Raw genomic sequence first — 23577 nt, 5'->3', positions numbered from 1 at the left:
ACGAGAGGTGCTAACCCACTGATATCAAACGGATGGCCTCATCCTGCCGCATCAACCAAAGTAGAACACGCGCCGCACGGCCCCGCGCCGATTCCAGCTTCGGGTCGGTGTGCAAAAGGGCACGGGCGTCGGTCTGGGCCGTTTCCATCAATCCGGTCTGAGATTCGAGGTCTGCCACGCGGAACCTCGGCAGCCCGGATTGCGCCGTGCCAATCACATCGCCAGCACCGCGCATTTCCAGATCGGTCTCGGCAATGACAAAGCCGTCTTCGGTATTGCGCAATGTCTCCAGCCGCTTACGGCCGCCTTCGCCCAGAGGCGGTTGATACATCAGCAAGCAGGTTGAGGCCTGATCCCCCCGCCCGACACGACCGCGCAGCTGGTGCAACTGCGCGAGACCAAAGGTCTCGGCCCGCTCGATCACCATGATCGTGGCATTGGGCACGTTAACCCCCACCTCGATCACCGTGGTGGCCACCAGAACCAAGGTTTCGCCAGACTGAAACCGGCGCATCGCGGCATCCTTGTCGGCGGGCGGCATCTGGCCGTGCACCAGTCCGACTTTGCCCTCGCCCAAGGCGGCACGCAGACGCTTGAACCGTTCCTCGGCCGCAATCAGATCGGACACTTCGCTTTCCTCGACCAGAGGACAGACCCAATATGCCTGACGCCCCTCCTCGGCAGCCGCGCGAATTCGGCCCACAACCTCGTCAAGCCGGTCAGTTGACACCAATGCGGTGGTGATCGGTTTGCGTCCGGGCGGTTTTTCATCAAGGATCGAGACATCCATATCGCCGTATTGCGCGAGGGCGAGGCTGCGCGGAATCGGCGTCGCCGTCATGACCAGCACATCTGCCGCAACGCCCTTGGCCCCAAGCGCCAGCCGCTGACGCACGCCAAATCGGTGCTGTTCGTCCACAATCGCCAGCCGCAGATCGCAGAATTCCACATCATCTTGAAACACCGCATGGGTGCCGACCAAAACCTGTATATCGCCGCGCTGCAGCGCCGCCAGTTTCGCCGCCCGCTCAGCGCCCTTGTCGCGCCCAGTCAACAATTCAAGCACAAGCCCCGCGCTTGCCGCCAGAGGCTGCAACCCTTCAAGATGCTGACGCGCAAGGATTTCGGTCGGGGCCATCATGACGCCCTGCCCGCCGGCTTCGACCGCAATCAGCAGCGCCATGAAGGCCACCAGCGTCTTGCCCGAGCCGACATCGCCCTGCAACAGCCGGTTCATCCGCTGGTCGCGCGCCATATCCGCGGCAATCTCTGAAATCGCCCGGCTTTGCGCCGCAGTCGGCGTGTATGGAAGGGATTTCAATACCTTGGATTGAAACTGCCCCGTGCCCTGACTGACCCGTCCTGCGGTTTTCCGTCGGTTTTGCCGCGCAAGGGCCAGCGTCAATTGATGGGCCAGCAACTCATCATAGGCAAGACGCACCCGCGACGGATCTGTCGGTGAGAGCGCGCGGGCATCCTCAGGATTATGTGCCGCAGCCAGGGCCGCCTGCCAATTAGGCCAGCCCTCCCGCGCAAAGAGAGATGGTTCGATCCATTCCGCCAGATCAGGCGCACGTGTCAACGCACCCTGCGCCGCCTTGTGCATCGCCTTCTGGGTTACGCCGGACGTCAGCGGGTAAATCGGTTCGAAATCAGGGATTTCGCCCGCCTCGGCCACCGGCAGAATATGATCGGGGTGCACCATGTTGGCGATTCCGTCGAACAATTCGACCTTGCCCGACACCACCCGCCGCTGGCCACTGGGTAAAATTTTACTCAGATAATCGCCGCGCGCATGGAAAAACACCAATTGAAACGAGGTCTGGGCGTCCTGAACATTGATCCGGTAGGCCCCGGAGCGGCTTCGCGGCGGCATATGGCGGCCAACTTCAACCTCGACGGTCACAACTCCGGGCAAATCTGCCCCCTGCACCGTATCGCGTTTGCGTCGGTCGATTCCGGAATGCGGCAAGGTAAAAAGCATATCGCGTGGGGCCTCGATCGCCAGTCCGGCGAGCGACTTGGCGATCTTGGGGCCGACGCCGGGCAAGGTTTCCAAGCCCGCGAACAGCGGAAACAACGTTTCAGGCCGCGTGCTCATACCCCGATCAAAGCCAGCCAGGTGTCTTCATCGATGGTCTCGATCCCCAGTTCCACGGCTTTCTTGCCCTTGGACCCAGCCCCCGGCCCCGCGATCACCAAATCGGTTTTCTTAGAAACCGAGCCGGACACTTTGGCCCCAAGCGCCTCGGCGCGGGCTTTGGCCTCGGCGCGGGTCATTTTTTCCAGCGAACCGGTAAAGACCACGGTTTTGCCCGCCACTGGGCTGCCGTCGACCTTGGGTTTGGCGGCATCCTGAACGTTGAGTTGATCTATCAGCCGCGTGATCGCCGCGCGTTCGGCCTCTTGCCCGAAAGCCGCAACCAGCGACGCCGCCATGATCTGGCCGACGCCGTCGACCCCAAGCAATTCCTCCCAGGCCGGGCCGTCCATTGGCTGCGCCTCTGACATCGCCGCATCAAAGGCGGACCAACTGCCGTAATGCGTGGCCAGAATGTTGGAGGCCTGCTCACCGACGTGCCGGATACCAAGGCCAAAGATCACCCGGCCCAGCGGAATGCGCCGCCGCTCGTCGATGGCATCAAACAGTTTCTGCGCCGATTTCTCGCCCCAGCCCTCGCGGTTTTTCAGTTGTTGCATGCCCGAGCCGTAGCGCTCTTTTAGCGTGAAGATATCGGCAGGTTCGGCAATCCAGCCATCGCGATAGAATTGCTCGGCCTGTTTCGCGCCCAGCCCTTCGATATCGAAGGCGGAGCGGCCCACAAAATGTTTCAACTTTTCGATTTGTTGCGCCGGGCAGATCAGACCGCCGGTGCAGCGGCGCGCCGCATCGCCCTCTTCGCGCACCGCCTCAGAGCCGCATTCCGGGCAGGTTGTGGGAAAAGCATAGGGTTCCGTGCCCTCGGGCCGTTTGGACAGATCGACATCGGCCACCTTCGGAATCACATCGCCGGCGCGATAGACCTGCACCCAATCACCGATCCGGATATCCTTACCGTCGCGGATGGTTTCGCCGCGACTGTCGCGGCCAAGGATATAATCCTCGTTGTGCAGCGTGGCATTTGAAACCACGACGCCCCCAACCGTGACAGGAGTTAATCGCGCCACCGGGCTAAGCGCGCCGGTTCGGCCGACCTGTATGTCAATTGCTTCGAGCCGGGTCCATGCCAGTTCGGCGGGGAATTTATGGGCAATGGCCCAGCGCGGCGTCGTCGAGCGAAATCCAAGCCGCGCCTGAAGATCGAGGCGGTCAATCTTGTAGACCACGCCGTCGATGTCATAGCCCAAAGTGGCGCGGCGGGTTTCGATGTCGCGATAATGCGCGATCATCTCCGCAGGTGTTTCACAGCGCCGGGTGAGATCATTGGTCTCGAAACCCAATTGTGCCAGCCGCTTGATCGCGTCTGATTGCGTGTCGGCCAGGGGGGCGCTCAAGGCACCCCAGCTGTAGGCGAAGAAGGCGAGCGGGCGATCCCGGGTGATCTCCGAATCCAGTTGGCGCAGAGAGCCGGCGGCGGCATTGCGGGGATTTGCAAAGGTTTTGCCGCCACGTTGCGCCTGACGCGTGTTCAAGGATTCAAAATCCGCATGGCGCATATAGACCTCACCGCGCACTTCGAGAAGCTCGGGGGCACCGTCGAGAGACTGTGGGATTGAAGCGATTGTACGCGCATTGGCCGTTACGTTTTCGCCGGTTTCTCCGTCGCCTCGTGTCGCGGCAGAGACAAGCTTGCCCTTCTCGTAACGTAGTGACAGCGACAATCCATCAATTTTGGGCTCCGCCGTATAGGCGAGCGGCGCGTCGGCTGGCAGGTTGAGATAGCGCCGCACGCCAGCGTCAAAATCCAGAACATCACCGTCATCGAATGCATTCCCGAGGCTCATCATCCGAACCTCGTGCACCACTTTCGAGAACCCCTCGGCGGGGGCGGCACCGATTTGATCGGAAGGGCTGTCGCTGCGTTTGAGGTTTGGGAACTGCGATTCGATCTCGGCGTTTCGACGTTTGAGACTGTCGTACGCGGCGTCCGAAATCTCCGGCGCATCTTCGCCGTGATAGGCTGCGTTGGCCGCACCAAGCGCCTCAGCCAACTCAGCCAGCTCGGAGCGCGCCTGTTCTTCAGTCAATTTGGAAACGTCGATATCCTGCGTCATCGGGACCCCTCGCCTAACTTCCCATGTGATAGGGCGGTGGCAGCGAAGGGTCCAGACGGTTTGCGATCAGGCGCCGATGGCCAGACGGCTGCCATCATCAAGTTCGACCGGTTCCGGATCGCGCAGGACATAGCCGCGGCCCCAGACCGTTTCGATATAGTTTTCGCCGCCCGTGGCCGTACTCAGTTTTTTGCGTAGTTTACAAATGAACACGTCAATGATTTTCAATTCCGGTTCATCCATTCCGCCATAAAGATGGTTCAGGAACATTTCTTTTGTCAGGGTTGTTCCTTTCCGCAGGCTAAGCAGTTCAAGCATCTGGTATTCTTTGCCAGTCAGATGCACGGCACGTCCGCCCACTTCCACAGTCTTGGCATCCAGATCGACCGAGATTTGGCCGGTTCGGATGATAGATTGGGAATGGCCTTTCGACCGGCGAATGATGGCGTGAATGCGCGCGACAAGCTCTTCGCGGTGAAACGGTTTGGTCAGATAATCATCCGCACCAAATCCGAAACCCTTAAGCTTGTTTTCGGTGTCATCCGACCCAGACAAGATCAGGATCGGGGTTTCCACGCGCGCCATACGCAACTGGCGCAGTACCTCGTGGCCATTCATGTCCGGCAATCCAAGATCCAGCAGGATCAGATCGTAATCATAGAGCTTGGCCAGGTCGATGCCCTCTTCGCCCAAATCTGTACAGTAGACATTCAGGTTGGCATGGGTCAGCATCAATTCAATGCTTTTTGCCGTCGTCGGGTCGTCCTCAACTAGTAAAACACGCATCTATTCGTCTCCATCGACAGTCCCGTTACCCGCTTAACCTGAACAACAAAGGTTAACCGACCGTTACCGTAGCAGGGGAAAAACCGGAACACAACTCATGGTTGTCTATATCTTTGCAAGGTTGTCGCTTTTAACGCTTCTTCGCCAAACTGGGATACTGCGGTGACCCATTCGCGGAACTCATCCGCTGAAATTGAATACTTTTTCTGCGCCTCTTCCTGGGTGATAAGCCCGTAAACCACCCCACGCACCACGGCGGCCTTGCGAGAGGCCACCCACCTTCGGGTCTGGGCCGGCGGAAGATCGGCCCGCGTCATGACTTCACCATCGGGGAGCGTTATCGCCCGTGGTCCTTCAACTTTTTTCAAAAACATCACATCCTTGCCCTTCTGTTAAGACAAGGATGGCGGCAGTACCTTAACCTCGGATGAAGCCCGCCCTTGAGAGTATGTCGCATTTTCATATATTCTTGCGGACTTCGAGAAAGGGATTCGCATGACCACCGTCACAACAGAGGCGCTCAATTCGCTGGGCTTTGCCAAATCACCGGCCCAGACCCGCGTTGTCGTGGCGATGTCGGGCGGCGTCGACAGCTCTGTCGTGGCGGCCGAACTGGCGCGCGAAGGCTATGACGTGGTCGGGATCACGCTGCAGCTTTACGATCACGGCGCGGCGCTGGCCAAAAAGGGCGCCTGCTGCGCCGGGCGTGACATCCACGATGCCCGCCGCGTGGCCGAGGAAATGGGCTTTCCGCACTACGTGCTCGATTACGAAAATGTCTTTCGTGACGCGGTGATGGACGAATTTGCTGAGAGTTATTTGGGCGGCGCGACGCCGGTGCCCTGCATCCGGTGCAATGAGCGGGTGAAGTTCAAGGATCTGCTCGAAACTGCACGCGATCTCGATGCCGATTGCATGGCCACCGGGCATTATATCCAGCGCAAGATGGGCGCGAACGGGGCCGAATTGCACAGCGCGGCGGACGGCAACCGGGATCAGAGTTACTTCCTGTTTTCCACCACGCAAGTGCAGCTCAACTACCTGCGCTTTCCTCTGGGCCACCTCCCCTCAAAGGATGACACCCGCAAGCTTGCCGCCAAGCATGGGCTGACCGTGGCCGACAAGCCCGACAGTCAGGACATCTGCTTTGTGCCGGATGGAAACTACGCAAAAGTTATCGAAAAATTGCGTCCGGGGTCGGCGGAACCCGGCGAAATCGTGCATGCAGACGGGCGGATTCTGGGGCAGCACAAGGGCGTGATTCACTATACCATCGGCCAGCGTCGGGGGTTGGGTATCGGCGGGTTGAGCGAGCCGCTTTACGTGGTCAAACTGGATGTAGAAACCCAGCAAGTGATTGTTGGGCCTAAAGAAATGCTGACCACCCGGACCATCCCTGTCCGCGAGGTCAACTGGCTGGGCGATGGCGGATTTGACGATCTGGCGGAACGCGAAATCCTGGTGCGGGTCCGATCCACCCGCCCCCCGCGTGCGGCGATCCTGCGGCCGTTGTCTGCGACCGAAGCCGAGGTTGAATTGCTGACACCCGAAGAAGGCGTTTCGCCGGGGCAAGCCTGTGTGTTTTACGAATCCGAAGGCAGCCGGGTTCTGGGCGGCGGGTGGATCTGGCGCGGCTACTGAAGCCCGCTCCAGCCATCCGCAACACAACCGCCGGTGCAGCGCAGTGGGCAGTGCGGCTGAGGCGTGCCTAAAGCCCCTCGGATAGCGGGATTTTGCACCAGAGAGTGACCGTTCCAGAGCCAAAGATGCAGAGTATTTAAACTGCAATTTAGACAATCAGTCTTGTGCCCCCACCGGTTCGTCGCCTGAAACCCGCCGGCTGGCCACCAATCCCGCCTGTTCCGGCGCAAAGTGCAGGCTATTATTGCCCCCGCCAGCGACGCGCCACATCACTACAAGAGAAAAATTCCGCGCGGTCATGCTTTGGCGCGCGCCGGGCAAACCGTCGACTGTTCCTTGGGTCGATTTCATCAACCAGATCAAATTTGTATAAAACACCGGGAAATCCGGACCTTTCTCGGATGGCGCGCGACCGCGACTGTTCGCAGGATCAGGGCAAGTCTCCTCGGGGACGGACTGTCCGGTTTATCGCAAACCAACGCCACTTTGCCTCGCGGCAGAACGCAACTGCTCACACCCGCGTGACAGCGCTGACATGAACATGGAACGGGGGGCGACTGCGCCCTACTCTTGGCAATGGGCCACACTGAAAGGACTACCATGCCGACCGAACGTTTCACTTTCAAAAGTCACTCTGGCGATCTGCTGGCGGCGCGTTTGGACCTGCCCGACGGGCCGCACCTTGCCACGGCCCTGTTTGCGCATTGCTTTACCTGCTCCAAAGACATTCCCGCCGCGCGGCGCATCTCGGGGCGGTTGGCGGCGATGGGCATCGCGGTGCTGCGGTTTGATTTCACCGGGCTGGGGCATTCCGAGGGCGAGTTTTGCAACACCACGTTCTCGAGCAATGTCGAGGATCTCGTGGCGGCCTGCGCGGCGCTGACCGACCGGGGCATGCCACCGGCCTTGCTGATCGGGCATTCGCTGGGCGGCGCGGCAGTTTTGCGGGCGGCGGGGCGGTTGCCACAGGTCAAGGCGGTGGCCACTCTGGGTGCGCCCTTTGATCCGGGCCATGTCACTCACAACTTCGCAGGCGCGTTGGACGAGATTGAACAGCACGGCGCGGCGCGGGTCTCGCTTGGCGGGCGCGACATCCAGATCGGCCGCGATTTCGTGCGCGACGTGGCGGCACAGAACCTTGGCCCGGCGATTGCCGATCTGCGCCGGGCGCTGCTGGTGCTGCATGCGCCACGGGATGCTGTCGTGGGGATCGAGAATGCGGCCAATATCTTTATGGTAGCAAAACACCCCAAGAGCTTTGTCACCCTCGACGACGCCGACCACCTGATTTCGCGCGCGCGAGACGCCGAATATGCCGCCGAGGTGATTTCCGCCTGGGCCGGGCGCTATCTTGATCTCAGGCCACCCGCGCCACCGCCCGGTGCCCCCGAAGGCATCGTGCGCGTGGCCGAGGCCGATCCGGCGGGGTTCCTTCAGGATGTCAGCAGCGGACCGTTTCACCATGCGCTCGCCGATGAGCCCGAGGCCTATGGCGGCACCAATCAGGGCATGTCGCCGTATGGATTTCTGGCCGCCGGTCTGGGGGCTTGCACGTCGATGACCATACGGATGTATGCGCGGCGCAAGGGCTGGCCGTTGGCGCATGTGAGCGTGGACGTCAGCCACGATAAGGTGCACGCGCAGGATGCTGGTACCGGATCAGACACCAAGGCTGACCACTTCAAGCGCGTGATCCGGCTGGAGGGCGACCTCAGTGGAGAACAACGGGCCAGACTGTTGGAGATTGCCGACAGATGCCCGGTGCATCGCACGCTGGAACGCACATCTGAAATTAGTACGGAAGCGGCGGACTAAGAGCGGGCCGATCTGTCAACAGATCGGTTCCGATCCATTGATGGATCGGCGCCCCTGCATCGTGCCTTGCGATGGCTGCAGCCTCATTGACCGTGGAGAAGCGCGCCGTGCACGGGGACGCATTGAGACGACGCACCCCCGATCTGTCAACAGATCGGCACCGATCCATTGATGGATCGGGCCCGGGCAGTGGAACGGCGATGCTTTCGCAAACCTTATTCCCAGACGATCTTGCTGCCCCAACTGCGAAACAACTGCCGGACCTTGGGTGTCATGAACCCCTTGCCGGAGGCGTATTGTGGCAGCGTAAAGGACGAGCCCGCATTGACTTCGATCACCACAGGACCCTCATCCGTCAAGGCGATATCGGTGCTCTGATACCGCAGCGGTGCGTGCAGCCGGGCCACCCTCTCGTTCACCGCGCGCAGCGCTTCCCAATGGGGCAGACGGGAGCCGATGATCTCTTTGCCGGTCTCGGGCGGACGCTCGATGTGCACCAGTTCCGGCCCCTCCGACTGCACCAATGTCAGCACTTCGCCGGTCTCCGGGTCGATGCTGCACAGCATGTTGCCATCGCGCCAGAAGTTATCCGCCTGATTGCGCTGTGACGGCAGTTTCAGCACCGCGGCGGGCACATAGATGCCGTCGCCATCGACCATATTCACCATCCGCACCGTGGCCGTAGTGTCGGTGTAGTCGCGCAAAAATCCGCAATTGCTGACAAATTTCTGCAACAGAAACGCATGTTCCCCAATGATGCTGGCAAAGAAATGATCATACGACATCTCGCCGTGATCGCGCAGCGCCAGACCTTCGCAATCGGCCGCCGTGATCGTGAACACCCCAACCGAGCCCAACCCGCGCATGTTCTTTCCAAACAGCGGTGCCTCTAACCCGCCGCCAATCGCCGCGCGCAGCGCCTCGGGGCCGTCAAACGGCTGCGTTCCGTGATAGGCCCGCCCCGTGCTGTCGATCACGCCCAGCGTGTCTGGCACTGGAAGGCCATCCGCCTCGAGCAGCTTGGACGACAGCCATTTGTCCTCGGTCACCGCAAACCAATGCAGATCGTTGACCTCATGGATGATCGGGTTCTGCAACAGCCACGAGATGAACTCGCCCCGCTCTTGCTCCGAATGCGCCGCCGGGTCGTACAGCCGGAACTTCACGTATTCATCCAGTTCGATCTTCTGACGCCCCTTGCGCAACTTCGCCGCCTCGATCCCGATGCCAAAGGCACCGCGACCTGCCGCTCTCGCCGCATGCGCGATCAACTCGGTTTTGTTGTATTCGTGCTTGGCCTGATAGCTTTGCTGGTCGCGTTCCACCAGTGCGCCGGCCTCGAAACCAGCAGTGAGCGTTGCGTTGGACATGGCTCCATCCTCTTCGGTGTTTGCCTTTGACTGATGTCAATCCCGCAACAATGGGGCGAAAATGGGGCCACTGCCTGTGGAACTGTGGAAAATTCAACCGAACGGGCCGCGGCGCCACGCACTCTTGTTCCCCCTGCCCCATGCGCGTATGACCGCGCGCAACCCCCGCAAGACGAAGAGGCCCGCCATGATCCCCCGCTATTCTCGCCCGGAAATGACCGACATCTGGGAACCCGCCACCAAATTCCGCATCTGGTACGAAATCGAAGCCCATGCCTGTGACGCGCAGGCCAAGCTTGGCGTGATCCCGCAGGCGAACGCCGATGCGGCGTGGAAAGCCAAGGATGTCGAATTTGATGTGGCCCGCATCGACGAGATCGAAGCCGTCACCAAACATGACGTCATCGCCTTTCTCACCCATCTCGCTGAGATCATCGGCAATGATGAGGCGCGGTTCGTCCACCAGGGCATGACCTCGTCGGATGTGCTCGACACCTGCCTCAATGTGCAACTGGTGCGCGCCACCGATCTGCTGCTCAAAGGCATGGACCGGGTGCTGGCCGCGCTGAAGACCCGCGCGCTGGAACACAAAGACACCGTGCGCGTTGGCCGCAGCCACGGTATCCACGCCGAGCCCACCACCATGGGCCTGACCTTCGCGCGCTTCTACGCCGAGATGGACCGCAACAAAGCCCGCCTGATCGCCGCACGCGAAGAGATTGCCACCGGTGCGATTTCCGGCGCGGTTGGCACCTTCGCCAACATCGACCCGGCGGTCGAGGCGCATGTCTGCGAGAAACTCGGCCTGATCCCCGAGCCGATCAGCACCCAAGTCATCCCGCGCGACCGTCACGCGATGTATTTCGCCGTGCTCGGTGTCATCGCCTCGTCGATCGAAAACGTCGCGGTGGAAATCCGTCACATGCAGCGCACCGAAGTGCTGGAAGGGGCGGAATTCTTCTCGATGGGCCAGAAAGGCTCGTCGGCGATGCCGCACAAAAAGAACCCGGTGCTGACCGAAAACCTAACTGGCCTGGCCCGTCTGGTGCGCATGTCGGTGGTGCCCGCGATGGAGAACGTGGCGCTTTGGCATGAGCGCGACATTTCGCATTCGTCGGTCGAGCGCGCGATTGGCCCGGATTCCACCATCACGCTGGACTTTGCCCTGCACCGTCTGGCGGGTGTGGTCGAGAAAATGCTGATTTTCCCCGACAACATGCTCGACAACATGAACAAATACCCCGGTCTGGTGATGAGCCAGCGGGTGCTTCTGGCGCTCACGCAAGCCGGTGTGTCGCGCGAGGATGCCTATTCGATGGTGCAGCGCAATGCGCTGAAGGTCTGGGAAGAACGTCTCGACTTCCAGGAACTGCTTTTGGCCGACGCCGATGTGGTGGCCGCGCTGGGCGAAGACGGGATCAAGGAAAAGTTCGACATGGGTTATCACACCAAACATGTCGACACGATCTTTGCCCGCGTGTTCGGCAAGGTCTAATCTACGGTCATGCGAACCAAAGCCTTCCGCCCTCCCGGGCGGGAGGTTTTTTTGTGCGCGGTGCCCGGCCTTGGCCCGCGATTTGGAGCGACTCTCCCTTGTGTGCTATGCTGTGCCCGTGGCAGGCGTAGCCTGCCGAAAGATGGGAGAGACCCGATGATCAAGACCCTGTTCTGCGCGGCCCTTCTGGCTGTGCTTCCTGTTGTCAGTTTTGCCAGTTGCTCTGGCGGCCATCAGGCGATGTCTTGTGCGCAAGGCAGCGTTTGGGATCAGGAAACCGAAGCTTGCGTCGAGCAAGTGGCGAGCTAATAGGACTGAGCAAGTGGCGAGGTAATAAGACTGCGCAAGTGGCGAGCTGACTGACTGAGCAGGTTGCGAGCTGACAGCCTGAGCAACTTGCAAGCGAACGCCCCAGTTTTTGGGTTGGCCGCCTGTGCAAATGCGCGGGCGATGCAACACCGATGGACAGTGCCATGACTTCGCCGTAAGGCTTCTGTCATGCTTAGAAAACTTGCGCCGTCCTTGCCCGGAACTGACACTGGCCGTGGCATCCTTTTGATGATCTGCACCATGCTGCTGTTCTCGATCACGGATGTCTTGGCCAAGGAACTGACCTCGCGGATCGGCGTGCCAACCACGCTGTGGGCGCGCTATGCCGGACAGACGCTGGTGGTGCTTTTGATCGTGCTGCCGCGCCTGAAAAGCACATTGCAAACGCGTTACCCCAAGCTGCAATTTTTGCGCTCAATCTGCCTGTTCTCGGCCACCTTCTGCTTTTTCAACGGGTTAAGCCGGATCGGACTGGCGGAAAACACTGCGATCATGGATCTCAACCCGGTGCTGATCACCCTTGGCGGCGCGATCTTTCTGGGTGAGGCCATTGGCCTGCGCCGCGCGCTCGGGATTGGCGCGGCGCTGATCGGGGCGTTGATCATCATCCGCCCCGGCACCGAGGTTTTCAGCCCCGCCGCGATCTATCCGCTTGGCGCGGCAGTGTTTTTCTCGGCCTACACGCTGATCACCCGGTTTGTTGGCCGTGATGAGGATGCCTGGACCTCGCTGTTCTATACCGCCGCCTTTGGCGCGGTGGTGATGACTGCGATTCTGCCCGTGGTGGGTGAAATGCCGAGCGATGCGCTGACCATCGGCCTGATCCTTATCATCGGAGCCGTCGCGGCGGCTGGTCAGTTGTTGCTGATCCGCGCGCTACAGATCACCGAGGCCGGAACACTGGCGCCGTTCACCTATTGCGGGCTGCTGTTTGCCACGCTCTGGGGCGCGCTGATTTTCGCCGAATTCCCCGACCGGGCCACCGTGATTGGCGCGACGGTTATCGTCGTCTCCGGGGTCTATGTCTGGTATCGCGAAACCCGCGTGAAGGCGCAGGAAACAGGGCTGTAAGATCAGCGTTGTATGGTCAAAGGCTTGGTAATCAGGGCAGCTTGTGCGCGGCCAAAATCGGCCCGAGATCCGAAGACTGCACAAACACCGCCGCCGAGCTTACTTCGGGCAGTTCGGCACGATAATCTTCGCGTCCATCCCAACGGCCAAGCTCCTGCCAGCTTTGCACGATATTGGCATAGCTGACGGTCAGTCCGGCGTTCTCGCCCCGGGTGATTTCAACCGTCGCGCTGGGATCGTAATCGACCAGCATGATGCGCATCTCGCCAGGCACCGTGCCCGTGGCACGCACCGTCATCATCGCTTTGCCCTCAACCACCTCGACAGCAATCGCCACCACGCGAGACCGGGCCTCGTGCTGGGCGATAATCTCGGCCACATCCATCGGGTGATTGCCCACCACATGATCGGTGCCGTTGATGATCATCTGCGGCGTGTAAATCATCCGCCGCCCCGCCACCTTGGCATAGCCCTTTTGCCGCTTGGTGTGGCCGGGCAAGGCAAAGCTGTCTTTCCAGCCGATGTAATCCCAGTAATCGACGTGCAGCGCCAAGGCCAAAACATCATCACGTGCCGCAAGTTTGTGCAAAAGCTCATCGGCGGGCGGACAAGAGGAACAGCCCTGCGAGGTGAACAATTCCACCACAATCGGCGCGCCGCCGTCCTCTGCGTCGGCCGCTGTCATTGGCAAGGCCCCCGCCAACCCGAGGGCCAGCGCGCTTAGGACGGTGTTAAATCGCATAAAAATTCCCCATGTCGTCGCACTCTATTAACTATCTGGCGATGGCTGTAATAACCAATCAAGGTTTTGCGATTGTGAGTGAAACAGCACCCGACTGTGACTTGGGTCCGCTTTTCTGCATACTATTGCATACAAAACGTCACACCCCCCTTGATTGCATACCCCAACCGGGGCTATTGCTGCGTTAGCGAAACCCTTGGCAACATCGAAAGGGAGCCATTTCATGCCCATTACAGTTGGTCAGGATACCTCCAAGACCCGCAAGTCGATCACGGCGGGCGGCAAGAGCCTGTCGTATTACTCCATTCCTGCCGCGCAAGAGGCCGGACTTGGCGATTTCTCCCGTTTGCCTGCGGCACTGAAAGTGGTGCTGGAGAACATGCTGCGGTTTGAGGATGGCAAGACCGTCACCACCGACGACATCAAATCCTTTGGCGATTGGGCCAAGAACGGCGGCAAAGGCGACCGCGAGCTGGCGTATCGCCCGGCGCGCGTGCTGATGCAGGATTTCACCGGCGTTCCTGCCGTTGTTGACCTTGCGGCCATGCGTGACGGTATCGTTGCGCTGGGCGGCGACCCTGAAAAGATCAACCCGCTGAACCCGGTCGACCTCGTGATCGACCACTCGGTGATGATCGACGAATTCGGCAACCCGCGCGCGTTCCAGATGAACGTCGACCGCGAGTATGAGCGCAACATGGAGCGCTATACCTTCCTGAAATGGGGCCAATCCGCGTTTAACAACTTCCGCGTTGTGCCGCCCGGCACCGGCATCTGCCACCAAGTGAACCTTGAGTACCTGTCGCAGACCGTCTGGACCGATGTGGACCAGAACGGTGATGAAGTCGCTTATCCCGACACGCTCGTCGGCACCGACAGCCACACCACCATGGTGAACGGCGCGGCGGTTCTGGGCTGGGGCGTTGGCGGGATCGAAGCCGAAGCCGCGATGCTCGGCCAACCGATCTCGATGCTGATCCCCGAAGTCATCGGCTTCAAGCTGACTGGCGCGATGATGGAAGGCACAACCGGCACCGACCTCGTGCTGAAAGTCGTCGAAATGCTGCGCGCCAAGGGCGTTGTTGGCAAGTTCGTCGAATTCTATGGCGAAGGTCTCGACAAACTGCCGCTGGCCGACCGTGCGACCATTGCCAACATGGCACCGGAATACGGCGCGACCTGTGGCTTCTTCCCGATCGATGGCGAAACCATCCGCTATCTGGAAAACACCGGCCGCGACAAAGACCGCATCGCGCTGGTCGAAGAATATGCCAAGGCCAACGGCATGTGGCGCGACGAGAACTATGATCCGGTCTACACCGACACGCTCGCGCTGGACATGGGCACCATCGTGCCCGCGATCTCCGGCCCGAAACGTCCGCAGGATTACATCGCGCTTGATTCCGCATCGGCGGAATTCTCCAAGTACATCAAGGGCGTGCGTTCCGCCAAAGATGCCGCACCCAAGGAAGAAGTCCGTTGGGAAGGTGAAGGCGGCGCGCCCGAGCCTCGCGTCATTCCCGGTGACGAAGGCCACCACAACAAAGGGTGGTACAAGACCGAAGACGCAGCACACCAGCTGCACGACGGCTCGATTGTGATCGCCTCGATCACCTCCTGCACCAACACCTCGAACCCCTACGTGATGATCGGCGCGGGCCTTGTGGCACGCAAAGCGCGCGAAAAGGGTCTGACCCGCAAGCCTTGGGTGAAAACCTCGCTGGCACCGGGCTCGCAGGTGGTGTCGCACTACCTCGAAGCTGCCGGTCTGCAAGAAGACCTCGACGCCATCGGCTTCAACCTTGTTGGCTATGGCTGCACCACCTGCATCGGCAACTCCGGCCCGCTGGAAGCGCCGATCTCGAAGGCGATCAACGATTACGATCTGGTGGCGACCTCGATCCTGTCGGGCAACCGCAACTTCGAAGGCCGTATTTCGCCCGACGTGCGCGCCAACTACCTCGCTTCGCCGCCGCTGGTTGTGGCCTATTCGCTGGTGGGCGACATGAACGTCGACATCACCACCGAAGTGCTGGGTCAGGATCAGGACGGCAATGACGTCTATCTCAAAGACATCTGGCCCTCCACCAAGGAAGTCGCTGATCTGGTGGGCGAAACCGTGACACGCGAAGCCTTCCTGTCGAAATATGCCGACGTCTTTAAAGGCGACGAAAAATGGCAGGGCGTCGAAACCACCGACGAAAAGACCTATGACTGGCCCGCTGCCTCGACCTATGTCCAGAACCCGCCTTACTTCCAGGGCATCACGATGGACACCAAGGAAATCGAGAACATCGAAGGCGCGAAAGTGCTGGCTCTGCTTGGTGACATGATCACCACGGACCACATCTCGCCTGCTGGTTCGTTCAAAGAGACCACGCCCGCCGGTCAGTACCTGATCGAACGTCAGGTGCCTGTGCGCGAGTTCAACTCCTACGGCTCGCGTCGCGGCAACCACGAAGTCATGATGCGCGGCACCTTTGCCAACATCCGCATCAAGAACGAGATGCTCGACGGCGTTGAAGGCGGCTATACCAAAGGCCCCGATGGCGCACAGACCTCGATCTTTGAGGCGGCCATGGCGCATCAGGAAGCCGGCACTCCGCTGGTGATCTTTGGTGGCGAGCAGTACGGCGCGGGCTCTTCGCGTGACTGGGCGGCCAAAGGTACGGCGCTGCTGGGTGTGAAAGCGGTTGTGGCCGAGAGCTTTGAGCGTATCCACCGCTCCAACCTCGTTGGCATGGGCGTGATCCCATTCGAATTCACCGGCGGTGACACCCGCAAATCGCTTGGTCTGACCGGCGAGGAAACGGTTTCGATCAAGGGTCTGGACACCATCAAGCCGCTGGCCGAAGTGCCCTGCGAAATCACGATGGCGGATGGCTCGGTGAAAGAGATCACTCTCAAGTGCCGGATCGATACCGCGGTTGAGATTGAATACATCGAAAACGGCGGCGTGCTGCATTACGTGCTGCGCAACCTCGCCAAATCCTAACGGCTGCGCCGGGTTAAGGCCCGGCCTGCCAATCTTGAACGGCCCGAAGCGCAAGCCTCGGGCCGTTTTTCTTTGCGCGGCAAATTTATGCGAAGGGCTCTGGCCTGCCCTGTCCCAAGGCGCAAAAAGGGCCAAAAATGTGCGGCCTTCCGCGCATCGCGTTTTCGTGAGGCGACAGCGCGGTTATTCCCCGTTTATTGACGATCAGCCCACGTAGAGATGGGTCCATGAGGCAGACAAAGGACAAACGGATGAGAATGATTCTTGTAACGGTACAGGCCGCGATCCTGCTGTTGCTCGCAGTCGTCGGCGCACAGGGGACAGATGCCCAAAAGGCAAATTGCCCAGTCAACCAACCCGGAGCTTATTGCGACCGCTGAGATTTCCGGCGGTTTTCAACATCTTCCAGCTGGGCGCGTGTTTTTCGCGCCCGGCGCAGGCTGGCCCAGATGATCAGGCCCAAAGCTGCAAAACTGACGCCATAGGCCGACAGCACCGGAACGGCATATTTGCCCAATTCGGGAATCATTGCATCCGCTCCCGCGCCAAGAGCGCCCGCATCCGACGGGCGCGAATTTCAGTTTGCGTGCGGATCAGCACCAAGACCAGAAACAACAGCACAAACCCCGCCATCGCCACCAAAGCCGGATACCAGAAAATATCGGCGACGTTTTCCTCGGCATCAAGCGAGAGCGACGCGCCTTGGTGCAGCCCCTGATTCCAGAAGTTCACCGCATAGCGCGAGAGCACCGCAAAGACCGACCCGACAAGGCAAAGCACCGAGGTCAGATCGGCGGCGGTGTCGTCGTTTTCAATCGCCGACCACAGCGCAATATAGCCGAGATAGAACAGAAACAGGATCAGGAACGAGGTCAGCCGCGGATCCCAGGCCCACCAGGTGCCCCACATCGGCTGGCCCCAGATCGCCCCGGTCATCAGCGCGATCAGCGTCATCACCATGCCCACCGGCGCTGCGGCGCGTGCCGCCAAAGCGCTGACATGGTGGCGTCGGATGATCCAGATCAATGAGGCTACCAGCATCATGAACCACGCGTTGATCGCCATCAAAGCGGCGGGCACATGCAGGTAGAAAATCTTGACGGTGGACCCTTGGCGGTAATCGTCCGGCGTGAAAAAGAACCCCCAGATCAAGCCAACAGCCAGCGACCCCAAAGACAGGACCCACAGTGCGGGGATCACCTTGTCCGAGGTGTCGATGAACTTCTTAGGGTTCGCATATTCCCAGAGACTGGCCATAACAGATACCTATTCGTGAATGTGACGCGTTGCCAGCGCGATTTTGGTCGAAGAGGGTAAACCCGACGTTACCGTAGGTTCACCCGCAGCACTGCGGCGCTGGCAAACGGCAAAAGCGCGATCACGCCCAGCGAGATCCCCGCCAGCATCATCAGCGGCGTCTGCACCTCCAGGCCGTCCGCCCCGCGCCGCGCCACCTCGGCGCCAAAGATCAGCGTCGGCACGTACAGCGGCAGCACCAGCAGCGACAACAGCAAGCCGCCGCGCTTCAACCCCACGGTCAGCGCCGCGCCAAAGGTGCCAATCACCGACAACGCCGGGGTGCCAATCGCAAGCGAGACCGTCAGCCAAAGAAAGCCCGGACCGGCCAGATTGAGCAACACGCCAAACACCGGCGCGGCCAGCACCAGCGGCAGGCCGGTGGTGAGCCAATGCGCCAAAGCCTTGACCGAAACGATGCTTTCCATCGGCAAAGGCGCGGTGGCGAGCAGGTCAAGCGACCCGTCCTCCCAATCCAGCGCCAGAATACGGTCAAGCGACAACAGGCAGGCGAGCAAAGCGCCAAGCCACAGGATACCGGGCGCAATCCGCCCCAGCAGGTCCGACTGCGGCCCCACGCCAAACGGCACAAGCGTCACCACGATCAGGAAAAACGCCAGCCCAAGGCCAAAGCCACCCCCGGCGCGAATGCCAAGCACAAGGTCGCGTCTGAGCAGCGCGATCACAGGAACACCTCGTCGAAATCGTCACTCTCGCGCGGACGCGCCCGATACTGGCTGACATCCAGCGCATCGCCGTCCAATCCCAGTTCGATATGGGTGGCAATCAGCGCCATGCCGCCCTGCCCCAGATGCTCGCGAACAGCATCGGCAAACATCGCCACCGCCTCGCGGTCCAGCGACACCGTCGGCTCGTCCAAGATCCAGATTGGCCGCCCCGTCACCATCAACCGCGCCAGTCCCAACCGGCGTTTCTGTCCGGCCGAAAGCTGCCCGGCCCCGCGGGTGGCGAGGCTGTCCAACCGATACGCCTGCAACGCCGGTGCAATATCGCTCTCGCCAAAGACCTGCGCCCAGAATGTCAGGTTTTCTGCCACGCTCAACGTCGCCTTCAACCCGTCGGCATGCGCCGCATAGGCCACCCGGTCCTCGGCCCCGGTCAGCGTGCCGCGCCACGGCGCTTGCAGCCCCGCCACCGTGCGCAACAGCGTGGTCTTGCCAATGCCATTGGGCCCGCGCAACACCAAGGCATGCCCGGGGGGCAGCACAAAGCTCACCCCTTCAAGCACGGGGATTCCGCCACGGGTCACGGTTACATTGTCAGCCTGCACTGTCATGACGCAACGATTGCCAATGGTGTCAGGCGCAGCAAGCGGATTGCGCGGCCAGCGTCACTCTGACGCCTCCACCACCAGCGCCGCCAGCGCCACCCGGCGCCCCTCGGACAACAGCACATTGTACGTGCGGCAGGCTGCAGGCGAAGACATCGTCTCAACCCCCAGCCCCGCCTCCTCAAGCGCAGAGCGCAACGTGGCAGGAATATGCGCAATCTCACCGCCCGTGCCGACAAACAGCACATCAACCTCACCCGCCATTGCGAGCAAGGGCGCAACGTCGTCCATCCCACCCCAAGCACGTGTGCCCGAATGGGCGGTGATCACATGGCCCTGATGCACCTTGCCGCCAACGCGGAAAAATCCGGGGCCATAGCCATCAATCGGCTCCGCGTCACTATATGATATTTCGTTCATTCGCATGCCCCGAGGAATACCCCGATTGCCCACCAAAAGAAACGCGGAAGTACCACAAGATCGGCAAATTCCCTCTCAAACTGATCGGCCCCACCTGTGACAACGAACTGCCCTAGTCCTTCTTCTGTTCTAAAATACCGCGGGGGGTTTGGGGGGCTGGCCCCCCAACCTGTCGGCACGCGCAGGCGTGACGAAATCACCGGGTCAGTCCAACACCGGCGCGCCCGCCACAACGGCGACCGCAATCACCCCATAAGCCACCCAGCGATACAGCCGCTCATACTTCGGATCAAACAGCCGCTGGCCGATCAATGACGTGGCCACGTAAGGCACCACCAAGACCAAAGCCACCGTGATCATCGCAGGGTTCGACACACCGGCGACAAACAGATTGGCAAAGATCACCACATCCAGCAGCGCCAGATACAAAATCGTATTGGCCCGCACTACCCGCGCGGCCTTGACCCCGGCGAGATAGAACAGGATCACCACCGGCCCGGTCAGTCCGGTCAATCCACCCAGAAACCCCGCCGCCAGTCCGATCACGCCCAGGCCCAACCGCCCGACTTCGCCGCGATAGCGCCACCCGGTGATCAACGCCAGCAAAGTGCCCCCGGCAATCGCCGTCACCGACCAGCGGATGGTGCCGTCCGGCAGCAATTGCAACGCCTGCACCCCCAGCGGCGCGGTCAGCATGGCACAGAGCGCCATCAGCCCGACTTCCGCCCTGTCCGCATCCTTCCATGCGCGCGGTAATAGCGCGGCGGTCGATCCGATACCGGTCATGGTGATGATAAGGATGACATCGGCGGCAGGCAGGAATTGCCCCGCCACAGGCACAAAGATCAAAGCGGTGCCAAAGCCGGTAAAGCCGCGCACAATGCCCGCGACGGTGATGGTCAGCACCATCCAGCCCAGCCCCGGCACCAAAAGCACCGGGGCCAGCCAGTCAGGCGCCAACATGATCAGGCATCAACATTACCGAACTGATTGCCGGTCGTGTCGTTGTTGGTCTTGGTCCAGTCGCGCTTGACGCCCAGCATCAGCAACACGGTCGAGGCCACGAAGATCGACGAATACGTCCCGACAATCACGCCCCAGATCATCGCAAACACAAAGCCCCGGATCACATCGCCACCCAGCACAAACAGCGCAATCAGCGCCAAAAGCGTGGTGACAGAGGTCATAAAGGTCCGGCTCAGCGTCTCGTTGATCGAGAGGTTCAGCACCTCGCGCAGCGGCCGTTTCTTGAACTTCATCAGGTTTTCGCGCACCCGGTCAAACACCACCACGGTATCGTTCAGCGAATAGCCAACGATGGTCAGCAGCGCCGCGATAATCGCCAGATCGAACTTGATCTGAAGCTCGGAGAACACCCCGATGGTCAGGACCACGTCATGCACCAGCGCAATCACCGCGCCGAGCGCGAACTGCCACTCAAACCGCAGCCAGATATAGATCAACACCGCCGCAATCGCCAGAATGACCGCCAGCGCCGCCGTCTGGATCAATTCGCCCGAAACCTTGGGGCCAACCGATTCCACCGAGATGAACTTGATGTCCGGCGTCACCGATTGCAGCGCCGCCTCAACATCGGCCACCACTTGCGCCGAAACGGATTCTTCGCCGTCCTGCGCCTGAATACGCACCATTGCCACGTTCTGATCGTCGTCGAACGTCGGGTCGAAAACCTCGGAAATGGTGATATCGCCCAGATCGAGCGCCGTCAGCGCATCACGGTAGGCCCCCACATCCACTGGCTGCGCGCTTTCGGTGCGGATTGTGGTGCCGCCCCGAAAGTCGATGCCATAGTTCAAGCCACGAAGCCCAAACGACACCAGCGCTAGAACGATCATCACAACCGAGATCCCCAGCCACAGTTTGGGCCGGGAGAAGAAATCCCAGTTGGTCTCTTGCGGAACAAGTTTAAGACGCATGGGCTTATACCTCGATGGTTTTGGGACGGCGGCGTTCAAACCACATCACAATGATCAGCCGCGTCACAAAGATCGCGGTGAACACCGATGTGAGAATGCCCAAGCCCAGCGTGATCGCAAAACCACGCACCGGGCCGGAGCCCATGACAAACAGGATCACAGCCGTAATGAAGGTGGTGATATTGGCATCGATGATCGCCGACAGCGCCTTTTCATAGCCCAGTTCGATCGCCCGTGCCGGCCCGCGCGCGGTGCGCAGCTCTTCGCGGATACGCTCGAAAATAAGCACGTTGGCATCAACCGCCATACCGACCGTCAGCACAATCCCGGCAATCCCCGGTAGGGTCAGCGTCGCCCCGATCAGGCTCAGCAGGCCAAACAGCAGCGCAATGTTGAGGATCAGCGCGATGTTGGCGAAGATACCGAACAGGCCATAGCTCAGCGCCATAAAGACCAGCACCGCGCCAAAGGCCACAATCGTCGCGATCTTGCCCGCGTCGATGCTGTCGGCGCCCAGTTCCGGGCCGATGGTCCGCTCTTCGAGGAACTCAAGCCCCGCAGGCAAGGCACCGGCACGCAAGAGCACCGCCAGATTGGTCGATTCTTCGACCGAGAAGTTGCCGGTGATGATGCCGGACCCACCCGGAATGTGGCTCTGGATCACCGGAGCGGAAATCACCTCGGCGTCAAGCACGATGGCAAAGGGGTTGCCGATATTCTCGGCGGTGTAATCGCCAAATTTGCGCGCGCCCGACGGGTTGAACCGGAAGTTGACCGCAGGCCGCCCGTTTTGATCAAACGCAGGCTGCGCGTCGGTCAGCTCTTCACCCGTAACAACCGGGTTTTCCTCAAGGATGTAAAACACCCCTGCCTCGTCGAGCGACGGCAGGATTTCCTGACCGATACCGGGCGACGCAGTGCCATCGCCCGAACGGCCCACAACCGGCTGAAACGTCAGCTGGGCAGTGGTGCCGATGATGTCTTTGAGTTCCTGCGCCGAGCCGAGGCCGGGCACCTGAATCAGGATCCGGTCGCTGCCCTGACGTTGGATCGTCGGTTCGCGGGTGCCAACTTCATCAATCCGGCGGCGAATGATTTCAAGCGATTGCTGCACGGTCCGCTCATCGGTGGCCAGCTTTTCAGCATCCGACAGCGTGACAATCAGCACGTCGTTTTCACCGCGCACGGCAAGGTCTTGCTCGCCCGCGGCAGTCAGCGACACAACCGGCTGTGCAAGCGCACGCACGGCGGCCAAAGCGGCCTCCATCCCGTCGGGATTGCCGATCTTGACGTGCAGCTCATCACCTTGCGAGTTCTGCCGCCGCACCGTGCCAACATCGCTGCGCAAGGGCCGCAACACATCGCGCACCTCCGGCCACAACGACTTGATCCGGCTTTCATACACATCCGCGACCTTCACTTCGGCCAGCAAATGCGCACCACCCCGCAGATCGAGGCCCAGATTGACCAGCGACGACGACAGGAACGAAGGCCACCCCGCCGCCTGTTCGGCCAACTCGGTGGTTTCGCCCTGCACCTCAATCGCGGTCACGGCGTCATTCGACACCTCGACCCGGGTGTAAAACGCGTTCGGCAGGGCAAGAAACAGCCCCACCGCACAGAGCGCCCAAATGAACACTCTTTTCCAGAGATCGATCTGCAGCATCCGCCGCTCCTCGGTCAGAATATGGGACGGCGATCAGGCCTTGGCGGGCTCGGTCTTGTTGAGCACCTGTGCGATGGTCGCCTGAACGACGCGCACTTTGACGCCTTCGGCGATCTCGACTTCGATCTCGTTGTCGCCTTCTTTGACCTTGGTCACCTTGCCGATCAGCCCGCCTTGGGTGACGACTTGATCGCCCCGGCGCAGCGCATTGACCATATTGGTGTGCTGTTTCATCTTCTTCTGCTGTGGGCGGATCAGAAGGAAATACATGATCGCGAAGATCAGGATCAGCGGAACGAACTGCGCGATTGCACTACTGTCCATTTAGGGCGTCCTTTCAAGATGTGTCTGCCGCGAAGAAAGCCCCCGCGAATTTTGCCGGAACCTATGCGCGGCCACGTCGGTTTGCAAGCCGCGCCACGGCTAATCCACACCGCGCGGGCGACATTCGGTCTGGGAATGCCACGCAGGCTTGCCTAGGGTGATGCGAGAGAGCGTCAGACAGGT

General features: G+C 60.6%; 21 protein-coding genes. 6 read left to right on the top strand and 15 right to left on the bottom strand.

Going from position 1 to position 23577, the window contains the following annotated elements; translation table 11 throughout:
• Nucleotides 1–10: 10 nt before the first annotated feature.
• The 4 genes from recG to sciP all read right to left on the bottom strand — a co-directional run bounded on the left by recG (nucleotide 11) and on the right by sciP (nucleotide 5375).
• Entirely contained in the window at nucleotides 11–2101 is a 2091-nt protein-coding gene (gene recG, locus ACW9UO_RS01200; RefSeq protein ID WP_457087207.1) for an ATP-dependent DNA helicase RecG, read from the bottom strand.
• Nucleotides 2098–4215, bottom strand: coding sequence for an NAD-dependent DNA ligase LigA (ligA, locus tag ACW9UO_RS01195; RefSeq protein WP_457087206.1), 2118 nt, complete (start codon nucleotides 4213–4215; stop codon nucleotides 2098–2100). Before ligA ends, recG begins: the two co-directional genes overlap by 4 nt.
• Nucleotides 4216–4281: 66 nt before the next feature.
• Nucleotides 4282–5001 carry a response regulator transcription factor CtrA gene (ctrA, locus tag ACW9UO_RS01190; protein ID WP_457087205.1) on the bottom strand — a complete coding sequence of 240 codons (720 nt, stop codon included), beginning with the start codon at nucleotides 4999–5001 and terminating at the stop codon, nucleotides 4282–4284.
• A gap of 95 nt (nucleotides 5002–5096) precedes the next feature.
• Complete coding sequence (sciP, locus tag ACW9UO_RS01185) at nucleotides 5097–5375, bottom strand: CtrA inhibitor SciP (protein ID WP_457087204.1); 279 nt, start codon at nucleotides 5373–5375, stop codon at nucleotides 5097–5099.
• Between the two features lie 121 nt (nucleotides 5376–5496).
• Between sciP and mnmA the strand changes: the two genes are divergently transcribed.
• Both mnmA and ACW9UO_RS01175 read left to right on the top strand, forming a co-directional pair.
• Nucleotides 5497–6642, top strand: coding sequence for a tRNA 2-thiouridine(34) synthase MnmA (gene mnmA / locus ACW9UO_RS01180; RefSeq protein ID WP_457087203.1), 1146 nt, complete (start codon nucleotides 5497–5499; stop codon nucleotides 6640–6642).
• A 600-nt stretch (nucleotides 6643–7242) separates the two neighbouring features.
• Nucleotides 7243–8457, top strand: coding sequence for a bifunctional alpha/beta hydrolase/OsmC family protein (locus ACW9UO_RS01175; protein WP_457087202.1), 1215 nt, complete (start codon nucleotides 7243–7245; stop codon nucleotides 8455–8457).
• 215 nt (nucleotides 8458–8672) lie between these two features.
• Here the strand turns inward: ACW9UO_RS01175 and ACW9UO_RS01170 are convergent, their stop codons facing one another.
• Nucleotides 8673–9827 (bottom strand): sugar-transfer associated ATP-grasp domain-containing protein, encoded by a 1155-nt coding sequence (locus ACW9UO_RS01170; protein ID WP_457087201.1) that lies wholly within the window; start codon nucleotides 9825–9827, stop codon nucleotides 8673–8675.
• 187 nt (nucleotides 9828–10014) lie between these two features.
• On the opposite strand from ACW9UO_RS01170, the gene purB reads away from it, so the two are divergent.
• The 3 genes from purB to ACW9UO_RS01155 all read left to right on the top strand — a co-directional run bounded on the left by purB (nucleotide 10015) and on the right by ACW9UO_RS01155 (nucleotide 12723).
• Nucleotides 10015–11322, top strand: a complete 1308-nt coding sequence (purB, locus tag ACW9UO_RS01165; RefSeq protein ID WP_457087200.1) for an adenylosuccinate lyase — start codon at nucleotides 10015–10017, stop codon at nucleotides 11320–11322.
• A 156-nt stretch (nucleotides 11323–11478) separates the two neighbouring features.
• Nucleotides 11479–11631 carry a hypothetical protein gene (locus ACW9UO_RS01160; protein WP_457087199.1) on the top strand — a complete coding sequence of 51 codons (153 nt, stop codon included), beginning with the start codon at nucleotides 11479–11481 and terminating at the stop codon, nucleotides 11629–11631.
• Between the two features lie 189 nt (nucleotides 11632–11820).
• Nucleotides 11821–12723, top strand: a complete 903-nt coding sequence (locus ACW9UO_RS01155) for a DMT family transporter (RefSeq protein WP_457087198.1) — start codon at nucleotides 11821–11823, stop codon at nucleotides 12721–12723.
• A gap of 31 nt (nucleotides 12724–12754) precedes the next feature.
• On the opposite strand, the gene ACW9UO_RS01150 is transcribed toward ACW9UO_RS01155, so the two are convergent.
• A complete protein-coding gene (locus tag ACW9UO_RS01150; protein WP_457087197.1) occupies nucleotides 12755–13465 on the bottom strand; it encodes a DUF1223 domain-containing protein in 711 nt (236 codons plus the stop codon).
• 223 nt (nucleotides 13466–13688) lie between these two features.
• Between ACW9UO_RS01150 and acnA the strand changes: the two genes are divergently transcribed.
• On the top strand, nucleotides 13689–16460 hold the full coding sequence (gene acnA / locus ACW9UO_RS01145; protein WP_457087196.1) for an aconitate hydratase AcnA: 2772 nt from the start codon (nucleotides 13689–13691) through the stop codon (nucleotides 16458–16460).
• 364 nt (nucleotides 16461–16824) lie between these two features.
• Here the strand turns inward: acnA and ccmD are convergent, their stop codons facing one another.
• The 9 genes from ccmD to yajC all read right to left on the bottom strand — a co-directional run bounded on the left by ccmD (nucleotide 16825) and on the right by yajC (nucleotide 23394).
• Nucleotides 16825–16989: a heme exporter protein CcmD gene (ccmD, locus tag ACW9UO_RS01140; RefSeq protein ID WP_457087195.1), complete on the bottom strand. Its 165-nt coding sequence runs from the start codon at nucleotides 16987–16989 to the stop codon at nucleotides 16825–16827.
• A complete protein-coding gene (locus ACW9UO_RS01135) occupies nucleotides 16986–17717 on the bottom strand; it encodes a heme ABC transporter permease (RefSeq protein ID WP_457087194.1) in 732 nt (243 codons plus the stop codon). The genes ccmD and ACW9UO_RS01135 overlap by 4 nt, the downstream gene beginning before the upstream one ends.
• A gap of 68 nt (nucleotides 17718–17785) precedes the next feature.
• The gene (gene ccmB / locus ACW9UO_RS01130; protein WP_457087193.1) at nucleotides 17786–18442 is read right to left on the bottom strand and encodes a heme exporter protein CcmB; all 657 of its coding nucleotides are present in this window, start codon (nucleotides 18440–18442) and stop codon (nucleotides 17786–17788) included.
• The gene (ccmA, locus tag ACW9UO_RS01125; RefSeq protein ID WP_457087192.1) at nucleotides 18439–19053 is read right to left on the bottom strand and encodes a heme ABC exporter ATP-binding protein CcmA; all 615 of its coding nucleotides are present in this window, start codon (nucleotides 19051–19053) and stop codon (nucleotides 18439–18441) included. The genes ccmB and ccmA overlap by 4 nt, the downstream gene beginning before the upstream one ends.
• A gap of 54 nt (nucleotides 19054–19107) precedes the next feature.
• Nucleotides 19108–19473 carry an Mth938-like domain-containing protein gene (locus tag ACW9UO_RS01120; RefSeq protein ID WP_457087191.1) on the bottom strand — a complete coding sequence of 122 codons (366 nt, stop codon included), beginning with the start codon at nucleotides 19471–19473 and terminating at the stop codon, nucleotides 19108–19110.
• Nucleotides 19474–19671: 198 nt separating this feature from the next.
• Nucleotides 19672–20430, bottom strand: coding sequence for a TSUP family transporter (locus ACW9UO_RS01115; RefSeq protein ID WP_457087190.1), 759 nt, complete (start codon nucleotides 20428–20430; stop codon nucleotides 19672–19674).
• A 2-nt stretch (nucleotides 20431–20432) separates the two neighbouring features.
• Nucleotides 20433–21404, bottom strand: coding sequence for a protein translocase subunit SecF (gene secF / locus ACW9UO_RS01110; protein WP_457087189.1), 972 nt, complete (start codon nucleotides 21402–21404; stop codon nucleotides 20433–20435).
• Between the two features lie 4 nt (nucleotides 21405–21408).
• On the bottom strand, nucleotides 21409–23070 hold the full coding sequence (gene secD, locus ACW9UO_RS01105; protein WP_457087188.1) for a protein translocase subunit SecD: 1662 nt from the start codon (nucleotides 23068–23070) through the stop codon (nucleotides 21409–21411).
• A gap of 33 nt (nucleotides 23071–23103) precedes the next feature.
• Nucleotides 23104–23394, bottom strand: coding sequence for a preprotein translocase subunit YajC (yajC, locus tag ACW9UO_RS01100; protein WP_457087187.1), 291 nt, complete (start codon nucleotides 23392–23394; stop codon nucleotides 23104–23106).
• Nucleotides 23395–23577: the final 183 nt, after the last annotated feature.

This window comes from Marinovum sedimenti (assembly GCF_054052205.1).
This window is presented reverse-complemented; position numbering and strand designations above follow the sequence as displayed.

Bases quoted from the DNA above. Each gene is read 5' to 3' on its own strand.
- recG (WP_457087207.1), bottom strand. From the start codon at position 2,101: ATGAGCACGCGGCCTGAAACGTTGTTTCCGCTGTTCGCGGGCTTGGAA.
- ligA (WP_457087206.1), bottom strand. From the start codon at position 4,215: ATGACGCAGGATATCGACGTTTCCAAATTGACTGAAGAACAGGCGCGC.
- ctrA (WP_457087205.1), bottom strand. From the start codon at position 5,001: ATGCGTGTTTTACTAGTTGAGGACGACCCGACGACGGCAAAAAGCATT.
- sciP (WP_457087204.1), bottom strand. From the start codon at position 5,375: ATGTTTTTGAAAAAAGTTGAAGGACCACGGGCGATAACGCTCCCCGAT.
- mnmA (WP_457087203.1), top strand. From the start codon at position 5,497: ATGACCACCGTCACAACAGAGGCGCTCAATTCGCTGGGCTTTGCCAAA.
- ACW9UO_RS01175 (WP_457087202.1), top strand. From the start codon at position 7,243: ATGCCGACCGAACGTTTCACTTTCAAAAGTCACTCTGGCGATCTGCTG.
- ACW9UO_RS01170 (WP_457087201.1), bottom strand. From the start codon at position 9,827: ATGTCCAACGCAACGCTCACTGCTGGTTTCGAGGCCGGCGCACTGGTG.
- purB (WP_457087200.1), top strand. From the start codon at position 10,015: ATGATCCCCCGCTATTCTCGCCCGGAAATGACCGACATCTGGGAACCC.
- ACW9UO_RS01160 (WP_457087199.1), top strand. From the start codon at position 11,479: ATGATCAAGACCCTGTTCTGCGCGGCCCTTCTGGCTGTGCTTCCTGTT.
- ACW9UO_RS01155 (WP_457087198.1), top strand. From the start codon at position 11,821: ATGCTTAGAAAACTTGCGCCGTCCTTGCCCGGAACTGACACTGGCCGT.
- ACW9UO_RS01150 (WP_457087197.1), bottom strand. From the start codon at position 13,465: ATGCGATTTAACACCGTCCTAAGCGCGCTGGCCCTCGGGTTGGCGGGG.
- acnA (WP_457087196.1), top strand. From the start codon at position 13,689: ATGCCCATTACAGTTGGTCAGGATACCTCCAAGACCCGCAAGTCGATC.
- ccmD (WP_457087195.1), bottom strand. From the start codon at position 16,989: ATGATTCCCGAATTGGGCAAATATGCCGTTCCGGTGCTGTCGGCCTAT.
- ACW9UO_RS01135 (WP_457087194.1), bottom strand. From the start codon at position 17,717: ATGGCCAGTCTCTGGGAATATGCGAACCCTAAGAAGTTCATCGACACC.
- ccmA (WP_457087192.1), bottom strand. From the start codon at position 19,053: ATGACAGTGCAGGCTGACAATGTAACCGTGACCCGTGGCGGAATCCCC.
- ACW9UO_RS01120 (WP_457087191.1), bottom strand. From the start codon at position 19,473: ATGCGAATGAACGAAATATCATATAGTGACGCGGAGCCGATTGATGGC.
- ACW9UO_RS01115 (WP_457087190.1), bottom strand. From the start codon at position 20,430: ATGTTGGCGCCTGACTGGCTGGCCCCGGTGCTTTTGGTGCCGGGGCTG.
- secF (WP_457087189.1), bottom strand. From the start codon at position 21,404: ATGCGTCTTAAACTTGTTCCGCAAGAGACCAACTGGGATTTCTTCTCC.
- secD (WP_457087188.1), bottom strand. From the start codon at position 23,070: ATGCTGCAGATCGATCTCTGGAAAAGAGTGTTCATTTGGGCGCTCTGT.
- yajC (WP_457087187.1), bottom strand. From the start codon at position 23,394: ATGGACAGTAGTGCAATCGCGCAGTTCGTTCCGCTGATCCTGATCTTC.